The organism is Plantactinospora sp. ZYX-F-223 (genome assembly GCF_039649625.1).
In the GTDB taxonomy this organism is placed as follows: domain Bacteria; phylum Actinomycetota; class Actinomycetes; order Mycobacteriales; family Micromonosporaceae; genus Plantactinospora.
On record NZ_JBDJAV010000099.1, the window covers coordinates 1 to 12,473 of the forward strand.

Here is a 12,473-nt window from a genome sequence, read left to right on the forward strand (position 1 = left end):
GCGCCAGCAGGTGGGCGGCGACATCCACGCCGGACCTGGGCGGTTCCTGTGGTGGTTCGCGTTCAACCAGGTTCCCGGCCTGCCCGAACGTCTGCTTGCCGGCCGCTCCCGTCATCTGGTCGACTGGATGATCGACTATCTGGTCGAGGATCCCGGCGCCATCAGCGAACACGACCGGGACGTGTACGCGCACGCCTACTCGACGGCGGACGCTATCCGCGCCGGCAACGCCTGGTACCGGGCGTTCGGCCAGGACATCGCCGACGAGAAGACCTACGCCCCCGTGAGCGCACCGCTGCTGGGCCTGGGCGGCGGCGAAGGCGGGTACCAACTCCTGAAGGCGGTGCTGCCGGACAAGGGCACCGACGTCGAGGTCGCCGCGGTGGCAGACAGCGGCCACTACATCCCCGAAGAACAACCCGAGGCCGTCATCCAGCACCTCACACGGTTCTTCACCTGACACAGCACTAGACCCGGGGCAGGCTGTGCCGACTCCCGGCAGGCTTTGTCGGTGCTCGCTGGCATGATCGTGGCGATTGTGCCGATATCAGGAACTCCAGGGAGACCGCCGTGAACGACGGCCGTGCAGATTTCGACTTCATCTTCGGGCGATGGCAGGTGCGAAACCGCAAGCTCCGCGACGTCACCGACCCGGATTGCACCGAGTGGATCGAGTTCGACGCGAAGGCGTACGCCGAACCCGTACTCGGCGGGCTCGGCCACGTCGACCGCATCTGGACCGAAGAGCCACCGGGGGAGGAGCGGTTCGAGGGGTTCACGCTGAGGCAGTTCGACCCGCAGACACGGATGTGGCGGATCTGGTGGGCCTCTAGCCGCCGACCTGGTCACCTCGACCCGCCTGTCGAGGGCGCATGGCGTGACGGAAGGGGCATCTTCGACTGCGACGATGTGTTCGACGGGCGGCCGGTGAAGGTGCGCTTCGAGTGGACCACCGACGGTTCCGACTGTGCCCGGTGGCAGCAGGCATTCTCCTACGACGAGGGACAGACCTGGCGGACCAACTGGGTCATGGAATTATCGCGCGTCGCTAAATAAGCGGTTAGGTCTAGGACCGCCGGAGGCTGTTGGCACTTCAGGGTCCCCCTCGTCAGAGACTCCCTGCCCCTTTCCCTCGCACAGAAGAAGGACCGCAGGCGTAGCACCTCCCGGCGGTCCTTGGCGCGCGGAGCGGCCAGCTCTGCATCAACGACCTGTACGTATCATCCAACCCGGCGAACGTCCGCCACCCTGCTGCGACCTGAGGGCCCACGGCGTGGCGCGACCATTCGCGCGGCGATTGCTGCTTGTCGCGCGGGACACCTCCACGCGCGTCCTGAACGACCTGCGACCTGGTCCGCGGCATCCACCCGCCGGTGCTGGCCGACCGCGACCTCGGTGATGCCGTCCGGTCGCTGGCGCTCGACATCGTCCTCGACGTCGAGGTGCACCTTAGCGGTCGACTACCTTCGCCGATGGAGTCGGCCGCGTACTTCGCCGTCAACGAGGCACTGACCAACGCGGCGAAGCACACCGATGCCCGTACCGTGCGGGTGATCCTGACCCACGACGGCAGCACCCAACGGGTGGTCGTCAGTGACCACGGTCACGGCGGTGCGGACTCGCCGCGCCCCGATGCTCCCAGGCCCTTCCCGGCTCCGCGCGCGGCACGGGCCTGCGCGGCATCCAACGCCGCTTGGGTACGTTCGACGGGGGGATGTGGGCGATGATTGGCCGTTGACAGGCCTCAGGATGTTTCAGGCTTATCTGAAGCTGCTGGTTGAGATGCTGCGGGCCCTCTGTTGACCTTCGCGTTGGTTGAAGGCTGAGGATGGCGGCGTGAGGGAGCAAGATGACCGGATGACGATCGAGGCGTTCGCGCGGGGCCGCGAACATCACCACCAGTGCAGGCGGTTCTACGACGACTGCGGTCTGGTGCGGCCCCGCGCGGTCGACCCGGTCATCGGAGACCGGCACTAGTCACTGGATCAGATCGACGAGGTCGTCTTGATTCGCCAACTCCGAGAGGCGGGGCTGCCTCTGGATGATGTGCGACGGGTACCGGCTGGTCCGGCCGCGGTGGCCGAGGAACTGTTGGCCTCTCATCTGGGCACCATGGAGCGCGCCCTCGAGGTTGCCCGCGCCAACATCACCACCGCGAGGACTCTGATCCGAGATCAAGCAAGCAACGCCGTAAACCTAACCCTGCCCGGCTGGCTTTGGCCGAGGCGATCGGACAGGTAGCTCCGGCCGCTGATACGAACGGAGAGATTTGTGTGCTCGGAGGAGACCGGATAGAGGCGACATCGGATGAGGTCCGGTTGGCCGTGACCGACCGGTACCGGTTGGCTGTCAGGTCGATGTCCGTCGAGGGGCGGTGTCGTGTTCCTGCTGCGGCGGTCATCGCGGCGACAATGCTGCACGAGGCACGGCAGTGGATCGGTGAGCAGGACCGCTTGCGGATGCGGTACGCCGACTCGCACTTGCGGCTGGACGGACCTGGTGGTGAGCAGCTGCTACCGACGATGGGGGGAGCGTTCCCTGCTTATCGGGTCGTCCTTGACGACCTACCCGAGGTCTGACCCGGGTGGTCGCTCCGCGCAGCCAACTCCTTGCCGCCCTCGGCCACGATCCGCAAGCGCGACTCGACCTTGTCGTGGACGGTGGCTTGAGCATCAATTCATCCACTCGAAAAACGGGCGATCGCGGTCCCCGCCAATATCGCTGGTTGGCCGGTAGCGATCAGTTTCCAATTCACCACGCCGTATCCGGCTTCTGGCGGCCAGCGTCGGCCCCGACGTGATGCTGCAGATCAGCCAGCCCCATCTGCCCGTAGTCGTCCGCTCAGCCGATGACGGTGGCAGCCGTACGGGCAGCCCTGAGCGAGTGCCCGGCGCCCCCACCCGCTCAGCTGCATCATGGTCTGGTACGGGAACTGGCGAGGGTGGGCATCGGTGAATCAGGACGGTCGGCACGGCCGGATCCTCGTGTCCAGTTGAGATGAAGATACGGCCAAGGCGATCGAGGAAGCCGATGCTCAGAGGTTTCCGCCTCTGTTGAGCCAGGCACGAACCGCGCCTCCGTGGTACACGACGAGGTAGTCGGCCTTTCCGTCGCCGCTGATGTCCCTGAACTGGATGTACTGCCGGGGATAGTTGGACGCGTTGGCGAAGTTATGGTGCCCCTCGAAACCGCCGGCGTCCTTGCCACCGTTGTTGAGGTAGGCGTGGACGGTGCCGTCCGTGCCGACCATGAGGTAGTCCGCCTTCTGGTCGTTGTCGACGTCGGCGAACTGCAGATTACTGAGGCTGGCGCCGGAGACTCCCGGTGCCCAGCTCAGCTTCTCCTTCCACGTCGGCTGCGAACTGCCCGGCGTCGGAAGGTTGAAGTACGCGTGCACCTTGCCGGTGTCGCCCACGCGCAGAACGTCGTCGCGGCCGTCGCCGTTGACGTCGGCGAAGCGGATGTGGCTGAGCTTGGCGTCCTTCATCGGTATGCGGAGGCGTGCCACGGATTTCCAGGCCGGCCCGCTCCCGTCCCCGGGGAGATTGAGCCAGGCATCGACCAGGGTGGAGTCGTCCAGGGAACCGAGCACGACAAGGAAGTCGTCACGGCCGTTGCCGTCGATGTCGGCGAACCGGATGTAGGGGGAGAAGGAGGCGCCGGGATCGGATTCGCCGGCCGGGGCGAACACTCCTGTGCCGCCGCCCCAGTTCTTCCAGGTGGGCTGTCCGGGCTGGTCCTCGGTGTTGATCCCGACGCGGATCGAGCCGTCCGTGCGGACCTGCACATAGTCGGCCCGCTTGTCGCCGTTCATCTCGGCGATCTCGGTACGGTCGTAGGTCGCGGGCAGGTGCATGCCGGGGGCGATAACGCCCAGCTTGCGCCACCCCTCGCCGAGCGCGGTGACGTCCGACGGGTTGTCCGGAGTCTGGCACTGGGGGGCCGGCTGTTGTGGATCGGCTGCCTGGATCCAGCCCTCGCCCACCGCTTCCATGATGCCCTGGTAGAAGTCGTAGCCGAGTTTCGCGTAGCCGCCGTCGTCGGGGTGGGCGTCGTTCTGGAGACCCTCGCTGACCTCGATGTCACTGGTGTCTACCAGCACCACGTGCTTGCCGGCCGCGCGGAGGCCGGACACGATGCCGGGCAGTGCGGCGTTGAACGCGTCGATGCGGGGTTGCAGGCCGGCCTTGCCGGTCGGGATCACCTCCGCGACCACGACCACCGCCTTCGGCGAGTTCTCCAGCGCCTGTGTGATCAGGTTCTTCAGACGCTGGGGGGCCGACGACAGGTCGAAGTCCTGGTTGAAGTCGTTGGTTCCGGCGTGCAGCGTGATCACGTTCGGCTGGTACTCGGCCACTTTGCAGTCGGAGATCGATGCGATCTGATCGATGCGCCACCCTGAGTGACCCTCGTTGTCGGGGTCGGACATCGTGCCCCGCCGTGCCGAGCCGACGAAGTCGACCTGGCCGTAGCCGGCCACGGCGTTCAGAGCGTTGTAGAGCATGCCGCGGTACCCGTTGCCGTCCGAGCTCTCCACACCCGCGGTGATCGAGTCACCCAACGGCATCACGCGCAGCTGGGTCCTCAGCCCGCCCCAGTCCCTCATCGCCTCGTCGAGGAGCTCCTCCAGTTCCTCCAGCTCCGTGCCGATCCTGTCCGCCGCGTCGGCGGCACCGCTTCCCAGCCAGGAGTTCACCCAGGGCACCCTGGACCTGATCCAGGTACCGATGTCCTTGATGATCCCGGAGAGATTCGTCTTCGCCCACGGTTGGAGGTACTTCTCCCACAGGAGGCCGATGGACAGTCCGAGCAGCGCCCCGATGATGATGTCCCTGATCGACTCCGGAGAGCCCAGATCGTTGGCGAACGCGTGCACCATGGTCGCCGTGATGGCGCCGGTAATGGCACCCTGGAGGGGGGTGCAGACCAGCGGAACGGTCGCGGCGCCCACCCCGCTGGCCAACAGTGCCGATACACACAGCATCCGGACCCCGTACCCTGCGGCGTAGCCGATCAGCGTGGCGGCGATGTTCGTCCAGAAACCGGCGGTGGTTATCTCCGCGGCCGGGATGGTGATGGCCAGTCCGGTGCCGCCGGAGGTGACGTCGACCGTGCCGTCGAAGTTCGGCCATTCCGAGGTGTCGACGGCTGTGCGCACCTCGCTGTCCGCAAGCGCCTGCTTGAGGGCGTTGCCTAGTCCGCCGTGCTCCCTGATGTCCGCCTGCATCGCCGCCACGATGTCCCGTGGGGCGTCAGCATCCAGGCCCAGGTCCGCGGCGCTGAGGGTGAGGGTGATGTCCCGGTCGGCCGCTCGCGCGGGCGGCACGGTGACGGCCACGCCCGTGATCATCGCCAAGGACAGCACCAGCACCAGCGCGCGGCACCATCGGAGTAAACCGCTTGTTCCGTAGTGTCGTCCCATCAACCCGGCTCTCTGTTGAAAACGCGTGCATGAGGAATGCGAAGAATCGCTCGGCAGCATATCGTGGCCGGGGCCTCTGTCCCGTCGGTAAGAACTGCGTAGACCGATCAGCAACCCGGTCTTCGACGCACGGTCTCCTCGAATTCACAGACCTGGCGATCTCCTAGCGCAACCGGCTGCAGTAGGCGACCCAGCGGAGCGCGGCGTGACGGTGTATTCCGGCCACGTCGGCGAGGATCGGGCTGGGGAGATCCGCAGCGAGGGCCGCTAGTGTCTCGTGATCCCGTTGTATTTACCTGAAGTGGATTGTGGTTGGCTGTGCCGGTGGAACTGTCGTCGGGTGAGCGGGCCGAGCTTCGGGCGTTGATCAACGGGGTGAAGTGGAAGCACACGTGTGGGTTGGCGGCCAGCCAGGCGAGGACGTCGGGGGGCGTGGGTGGAGAGAAGCGCGTGCGCCGGGTGTCACATCTCGGGGACGATGATGACTTTGCCGACGACGGTGCGGGACTCGGCGAGTCGCAGGGCGGCGACGGTGTCGGTGAGGGCGAATTTCGCGGCGATCTGCGGGACCAGGGAGCCGTCGGCGAGCAGGCGCAGGACCTGGGTGAGGTCTTCGGTCAGGCGGCGCTGCCAGGAGGTCTGGCAGCGGCGCTTGCCGGACCAGAGGTTGTAGAAGTGGGCGCTTTTGCCGTTGGGTAGGGCGTTCCAGGCGTTGAGGCGGGCGAAGAGTTTGAGGACGGGGAGTTGGGAGTTGCCTTCCTCGTCCTTGGTGGCGGCGGTCCGTAGGAGACGAGGGTGCCGCCGCGGCGCAGCAACTGCCAGGAGTCCTCGATGCCGGGGCCGCCGATGTGGTCGAAGACCGCGTCCACACCGTATGGGGCGAGTTCGCGGATGCGGGCGTACATGTCCGCGTCGCGGTAGTCGACCGGGGTGGCGCCGAGTTCCCGCAGGGCGGTGTGGTGGCGGGAGGAGGCCGTGCCGATCACGGTGACACCGGCGTGGCGGGCCAGTTGGACGAGGGTGGAGCCGACGCCGCCGTTGGCGCCTAGCACCACGATCGTCTGGCCGGCCCGGACCCCGGCGGTGCGGTGCAGCATCTGCCAGGCGGTGACGCCATTGACGATCACCGTCTCGGCGGCGGCCGGGTCGACCTCGTCCGGTACGGGCATCAGGGCGGTGGCGTCGACCAGCAGGTGGCTGGCCCAGGCGCCGACCTTGGTGACCGCGGCGAACCGGCGCCCTACGAGCGCGGCGTCGGTCTCCGGGCCGACCGCGGTGACGGTGCCGATCAGGTCGTAGCCGGGCACGAAGGGGAACGGCGGCTGGTCGTAGTACTTGCCGCGGCGCATCTGCTGCTCGGCGAAGCAGACACCGGTGGCCTCCATGCGCAGGACAACCTGGCCCTTGGCCGGGGCCGGCAGCTTTTGGGACCGCAGCTCCAAGCCCTCGGGCTCTACCTTGCCGGGAAGGACGATCTCGGTCGCGGTGACGGTGGCAGTGGCAGTGGCAGCGCTGCTCATGGCGAACTCCTTTGAGATTCCTGCCGTGTGCTTACAGCCGTAAGGATATGGGTGTTAGATCGAGTGCTACAAGGGGCCACAGCAATAAACTTACGGCCGTAAGTTCGAGGGTCGGGCACAGCGACACGCGTGGGGTGAAGACAGGGCGTGACCGGGACGACCCGGTCACGCCCTGTCGTCCGAGCTCGCCGCTCAGGAGTGTGTCCGCCACTCGGGAGGGAGGTCGGCGGGGGTGGTTCCGGGCGGGCCGAGGATGATGTCGCCCATCTCGGCGCCGACCGCGTCGAACAACTCCACGTCGAGCGCAGTCTCCTCGGTCGCCAGGTGGAGCGGGGTGGCGGTGCGGGCAATGAGCTCGGCGAAGCCGGCCGGCGAGGAGATGTTGAGGGCGCGGGCACCGTCCGCGCCGGACGCGATGGCGTGCGGAACGCGCAGCGCGATGGTGTAGAAGTCGCCCGAGCGCAGGGTCACCTTCTCGTCGCCCGCCCACACTGTCAGCGAGCCGGAGGAGACCCAGAGCCGCTCCTCGTACCGGGTATGGGCGTGCAGTGGTGTGGCCGCACCTGCCGGCATGAAGGAGTCCGACACGTCGTAGTGACCGTCGGTCTCCTCCGCCGAGGTGAGGATGGATATGCGCAGTTCCTGGCCGAGTGCGTACTGGCGGCCCGGATAGGTCGCGTTGGTGGACAGGGAGGGGAAATGACTCACTGGTCGTCCTTCAGCAAGGTGGGCAGAGGGTCGGAGAACCGCTGTGGATGTACGGCGCGAGGTGGGCGCCGCGGCCGGCCGCGACATCCGCCCGGCCGTTCGTCGTGGCTCAGACGGCCTTGAGCTGCCTGAGGTGGAGGGAGTCGGAGTTGAGCCGGTACTCGACGAACCGGCCGTCCCTCATGAGGAGGGTGTGGGTTCTCGCAACCCCGCAGTTCGTCGTTCGTCGTGCGCAGTGCGTGGTTTGCGGTTCGTGGTGGGTGCTTCCTGCCTCTGGGTAAGGGAACGGGGGTCAGCAGCCGGTGCGGGCCTCGGCGGCGGTCTTGAGGTCCTGGAGCCAGACCTCAAGACCCGCACCGAGCGCCTCCGTCGAGAGGTCCACGTCGGCCTCGGCCTGGTCGCCGGTCCAGGTCTCCTCGGTGCTCACGAGGGTGCCCCCCTTGACCTTGGTGAAGGTCCACACGTGTATGCCCTCGTCGATGTGAATCGCCTCGCTGGTCGCGGGTCCCGACCAGCGGATGCAGGCGTTGCGCTGGATCTGCTGGACGGTGGAGGTGATGGTCAGCGTGGTGGCGGGCGTCTGGGAGGTGGCGGCCACGGGGGTGGTCCAGCGGAAGGCGGACCCGGGACGCAAGCGGCCGTGGTCGAGCCGCTGGCTGGTGAGGACCGCGTCCTGCCAGGACGGCCACTGCTCGACGTCCGTCTGGGTCTTGAAGACGGTGCTCAGCGGTGCGTCGATCAGGATGCTGGATCCGTAACGCACGAGGGCGTCGGGGTCGGTGCCCTGTCCGCGGCATTCGACGGCGCCGTCGCCGTCGTTGTGGTGGCCGGGGTGCGCCGGGCGGGAGGCGGCCTCAGCGGGCGCGGCGGTGGTGCCGAGGACACCGCCGGCCGCGGCGAGGAAGAGCGTGAGCGCCGCGAGGCGCGTGCCGAGGCTCGAGCGGGTGGCGAGGCGGGAGCGGAAGCGGGTGTCGGACATGGCGGGGTTCCTTCCGTGAGCAGCTTGGAAAGGTTTGGAAAGTTGACGGCGGGACCGGCCGTCAGCGGCGTCGGACGCCGTGGACGGCGAACAGCAGAGCGGCGGATGCGGCGACGATCAGGCCGACGAATCCGGGGTGGATGTCCTTCGACAGGCTCGGCGCACCGTGCGGCCGCACCTGCCAGATGACGAACGGGACGGCGTAGACGACGGCGAGGACCGCGGCGCCGGCTCTGACCGTAGTGTCGCGGGCCCACGCCAGAGCGCCGATCAGCGCGATCAGGACCGGTACGAAGGCGACGAACGCGAACCCGGCGAGAACCAGGAGCGGGGCCGCCCAGACCGAGACGGTCACCGCCAGGGGGGTCCGCCGCCCCTTGCTGGCGAGCGAGGCGGAGGGTCCTGACATGGCGTTCTCCTTTGCGTTCCGCGGCGCGGAGTGACGCCGCCCCGTCTCGTGTCTCGCACTTACGGCCGTAAGGCTACGCATGTAAGGTCAGCGCGGGCAAGGGATTACGCCTATAAACTTTTATGCGTAAGCTTACGAGGATGAGAGAGACCGATGTGACAGCTCAGGACGCAGAGAAGCGAGCGACCCGCGTACGCAACCGGCGCGGCGAAGGAGGCCGCCTGCGGGAGGACATCATCGACGCCGCCGCCGCGCTGCTGGACGAGACCGGCGACGAGCGAGCGATCACCCTGCGGTCCGTCGCCCGAAAGATCGGCATCGCCGCCCCGTCCATCTACCCGCACTTCCCCGACCAGCCCGCCATCATGCTGGCCGTCGTACAACGGGAGTTCGCCGCGCTTGAGACCCATCTGCGCGCCGCCGTGGAAGAGGCCGGCGACGATCCCCGGGACCGGCTGTACGCCCTCTGCCGCGCCTACCTCCGCTACGCGCAGGACCACCCCGAGCGCTACCGCACGATGTTCGGCGGCCTGTGGATCCCCACCCTGGGCGACAGTTCGCTGACGGAGGAGGAGCTGACCACCCTCGGCGCGACGGCCCTGCAACTGCTCGCCGACGCCCTCGCCGGCTGTGTCGTCGCGGGGCAGTCATCGATCGCCGACCCACCGTTGGACGCCGTCACCCTCTGGATCTGTCTGCACGGCCTCGCGCACCAGCAGGCCGCCACCCGCATCTTCCCCTGGCCCGCGGAGCGCGTCGCCGACGCCATCATCACCAGGGTGGCCAAGCTGAAGGACGCGACCACGGCAGAGTGAGACCCCGACGTGCCGCCGCTCGGCGGCCTCGACGGCCGAGCGGGGAGGCGGGCTCGTCGAACGTCCTGACGCTGTGCGCCCGCATGCCAGGCAGCGATGTGCCACCTCGTCGGGAATCTTTGCTGTGCAGCCCCCCACCGTCCTGACGGATCTGATCGTGCCGACGATGGTGCGGGCATTGGGGATGCGGGTCTTGCCGAACATGACATCCCTCGATTCCCGTTCGTGATCGGCGGCAGGTGGTTGTTCCCCAGCCGGAGTGAGTTTGGCCCAGCGCGTGGCGCGAACCTGGGCGCCCCCATCGAACTTCCGACGCTTGCCGGGAACGACTCATGATCCTTATGGTCCGCGTCTCCATGATCTCGGGAGAGCCTCGGCGACCGTCTTCTGCCGCAGACCTGGTCCGAACACGAGCGGGGGGTCGGGGTCCAACCGCCGCGTTGCCGCAACGTCTGAAAAGATCACAGGCATGCTTTCTGAAAGCGGACCGGTAGCTCCCCGTAACCTTGGCGAACCGGATTGTCTGGTCGTTGTCGCCGCTGTTGTCGTGCAGCGGGAACATCTGCTCGTGGTGAGCAAGCAGGCGGCACCAGATGTTTTCTATCTGCCCGGCGGTAAGCCGGAGCCTGGCGAGGAACCGCTCGATGCGCTGGCCCGCGAGCTGGCTGAGGAACTCGGCGTTGAACCGGTGGAGCCCCGTTTCCTAGACGAGGTCGAGGCCCCAGCGGCCCTTGAGAAAGTACCGATGAAGATGACCGTCTTCCAGACCGATATCGACCGGGCGCCCCAGCCTGCGGCCGAGCTCGCGGGCCTCCGGTGGGTCACCGGACATGAGAGCGTGCAGCTGGCTCCCGCGGTAAGGGATCACGTGCTGCCCCTGCTGAGGAGCAGGGGCCTCATCGCACCAGGACCAGTGCCATCCCAGACCAGAAGCTAGTGCCGTGACCATAAACGTTCGCGGTGTTGGGGTCAGGCTGCTTGGGTAGCGGGTTGGCCCCAGCGTCGTTGTCGTTCGCTGCGGATGCGGGCGCGTTCGCGGCGTTGGGCGGCCAGGACATCGGGGTGCCGGGCGTGGGCGTTGCGCCACCGCAGGTAGGCGTGCAGCTTCCGGGCCAGCGTCGGATGGTTCGAGCCGGCGATGACGAAGGTGCGTAGCGGCCCGAGCTGGGCCTCGATCGGGTTGGCCCAGGAGGCGTAGGTCGGGGTGAAGCAGAGCTCGACCTTGTTCCGGGCCGCCCACACGCGGATCTTGGCGCCTTTGTGAGCGGACAGGTTGTCCGGGATGGCGTGGATCGGCGCCCCGTCCGGCCGGGCGGCCCGGATCGACTTGAGCGCCGCGAGGTGTTCCCGGCACTCTTGCGTCTGCGGACGACGCCCCGGAGTTGGTCGTCGCCGCCCGAGTAGCAGCCGTGGAACCACCTGGACCGCGTGCGGCTTGCGAGCTCGATGCTGACACGCGTCGAGCGTCCAGGTGGGTGACTTGGGCGCGGGAGTGAGATGTCCCGTCGCCTACCGTTCGCCTGATCGAACGCCACTTGGCGAAGGGTTTGCCAGTTGTTCGCGCGGGCCGAGAGGCAGGAGCGGCGCCAAGGCCCGACAACAGACCGCCAGTCGAGCCGGCATCCCCGCCAGCGACACCGAAACCCACATCCACCTCGTGGCCTGGATGGCGTTTCTCCGACGACCAAACACCCCTGCGGCCGATCCTGACCCAACACGTCCCTCGACGGTCACGTCCATGGTCGTGGTGTAGAAGACGACCGTCGGAAGATCCGGTGTTGATCTTAAGCGGCGATGGGCATGGGTTGGTTGTGGGCGTCGTCGGGTTGGTCGGCGTCGATGCTGGCCAGGCGGGCGCGGTTAAGTAGTTCCAAGCCCATGTATCGGCGGGTCTCGGTCCACTCGTCGGTCTGTTCGGCCAGGACGGCGCCGACGAGGCGGATGATCGCGGCCCGGTTGGGGAAGATCCCGACAACGTCTGTGCGGCGGCGGATCTCCTTGTTCAGCCGCTCTTGCGGCGATCGACCCGAGGAAGCCCACCGTCATCGTCGCGGCCGGTACCGCCTGGCGGATCGTCGACGTGCCCGCGACTGCCGTCCGAGGCGAGGTCAGTGGACTGATCGTCAGCGTGACCAAGCAAAACTGGTGGTACCGGCATGTTAGTCACTATAGTCAGTTTATGCCCGGTTAAGCGCTTGGTCTCCGTTTGAAGTGTGGTAGGTGTCATCCATGAAGGAGCGGGGTTGGTCAAGTCGGGGGTTTTGGGCTTGTTGGTCCGGTGTTGAGGGTGGGCGTGGGCGTGTTGGTGTGCCGCCGCCTCCTGTTGGTGGTGGTGATCGGTGTGGGTGGGGTCGTGTTCACCAGGTTCCGGGTGATGCCGGATGGGCAGGCCAAGGGCTCGACTGCCGGTCATCCATCCGCCCCGCCAATGGGGAGCATGGTGATTTACGACCGTGACTGGACGGGGTCAATCACGGACGCGCAGACGCGAGCCACCGATCCGCATGACATTGCGGGATGGTCTTCCGCCCCGACCCCGGCGCGGACTCGGGCCGACTCCATGGCATCCGTCTGGCCCCACCAGCCCGGCCGCCGCTCTGGAAGCGACCGTTCCCCTACC

General features: G+C 67.4%; 9 protein-coding genes and 5 pseudogenes. 6 read left to right on the top strand and 8 right to left on the bottom strand.

Annotated features, from left to right (window positions below; all coding sequences use genetic code 11):
• The 4 genes and pseudogenes from AAH979_RS41705 to AAH979_RS41720 all read left to right on the top strand — a co-directional run.
• Window positions 1-460: pseudogene (locus tag AAH979_RS41705) on the top strand (alpha/beta hydrolase); the annotation flags it as partial.
• 110 nt (window positions 461-570) lie between these two features.
• Complete coding sequence (locus tag AAH979_RS41710; RefSeq protein ID WP_346263640.1) at window positions 571-1,056, top strand: hypothetical protein; 486 nt, start codon at window positions 571-573, stop codon at window positions 1,054-1,056.
• A gap of 317 nt (window positions 1,057-1,373) precedes the next feature.
• The gene (locus AAH979_RS41715; protein WP_346263641.1) at window positions 1,374-1,727 is read left to right on the top strand and encodes an ATP-binding protein; all 354 of its coding nucleotides are present in this window, start codon (window positions 1,374-1,376) and stop codon (window positions 1,725-1,727) included.
• A gap of 130 nt (window positions 1,728-1,857) precedes the next feature.
• A pseudogene (locus tag AAH979_RS41720) lies at window positions 1,858-2,955 on the top strand (MerR family transcriptional regulator).
• Between the two features lie 79 nt (window positions 2,956-3,034).
• Here the strand turns inward: AAH979_RS41720 and AAH979_RS41725 are convergent.
• From AAH979_RS41725 to AAH979_RS41750, 6 genes and pseudogenes are all read right to left on the bottom strand, one after another.
• Window positions 3,035-5,482 (bottom strand): FG-GAP-like repeat-containing protein, encoded by a 2,448-nt coding sequence (locus AAH979_RS41725; protein ID WP_346263642.1) that lies wholly within the window; start codon window positions 5,480-5,482, stop codon window positions 3,035-3,037.
• A gap of 402 nt (window positions 5,483-5,884) precedes the next feature.
• The gene (locus tag AAH979_RS41730) at window positions 5,885-6,298 is read right to left on the bottom strand and encodes a zinc-binding dehydrogenase (protein ID WP_346263648.1); all 414 of its coding nucleotides are present in this window, start codon (window positions 6,296-6,298) and stop codon (window positions 5,885-5,887) included.
• A pseudogene (locus tag AAH979_RS41735) lies at window positions 6,232-6,942 on the bottom strand (zinc-binding dehydrogenase); the annotation flags it as partial. The gene AAH979_RS41730 and the pseudogene AAH979_RS41735, both read right to left, overlap by 67 nt.
• A 192-nt stretch (window positions 6,943-7,134) precedes the next feature.
• A complete protein-coding gene (locus AAH979_RS41740) occupies window positions 7,135-7,650 on the bottom strand; it encodes a cupin domain-containing protein (protein WP_346263643.1) in 516 nt (171 codons plus the stop codon).
• 292 nt (window positions 7,651-7,942) lie between these two features.
• Window positions 7,943-8,629, bottom strand: a complete 687-nt coding sequence (locus tag AAH979_RS41745) for an SRPBCC family protein (RefSeq protein ID WP_346263644.1) — start codon at window positions 8,627-8,629, stop codon at window positions 7,943-7,945.
• 61 nt (window positions 8,630-8,690) lie between these two features.
• On the bottom strand, window positions 8,691-9,038 hold the full coding sequence (locus AAH979_RS41750; RefSeq protein WP_346263645.1) for a hypothetical protein: 348 nt from the start codon (window positions 9,036-9,038) through the stop codon (window positions 8,691-8,693).
• Between the two features lie 140 nt (window positions 9,039-9,178).
• Between AAH979_RS41750 and AAH979_RS41755 the strand changes: the two genes are divergently transcribed.
• Together AAH979_RS41755 and AAH979_RS41760 are read left to right on the top strand one after the other, a co-directional pair.
• Window positions 9,179-9,853, top strand: coding sequence for a TetR/AcrR family transcriptional regulator (locus tag AAH979_RS41755; protein ID WP_346263646.1), 675 nt, complete (start codon window positions 9,179-9,181; stop codon window positions 9,851-9,853).
• A 469-nt stretch (window positions 9,854-10,322) separates the two neighbouring features.
• Window positions 10,323-10,790 (top strand): NUDIX domain-containing protein, encoded by a 468-nt coding sequence (locus AAH979_RS41760; protein WP_346263647.1) that lies wholly within the window; start codon window positions 10,323-10,325, stop codon window positions 10,788-10,790.
• Between the two features lie 32 nt (window positions 10,791-10,822).
• Here AAH979_RS41760 and AAH979_RS41765 read toward each other — a convergent pair.
• Together AAH979_RS41765 and AAH979_RS41770 are read right to left on the bottom strand one after the other, a co-directional pair.
• Window positions 10,823-11,274, bottom strand: a pseudogene (locus AAH979_RS41765) (transposase); the annotation flags it as partial.
• 363 nt (window positions 11,275-11,637) lie between these two features.
• Window positions 11,638-11,874 (bottom strand): annotated as a pseudogene (locus AAH979_RS41770) (transposase); the annotation flags it as partial.
• Between the last annotated feature and the right edge of the window lie 599 nt (window positions 11,875-12,473).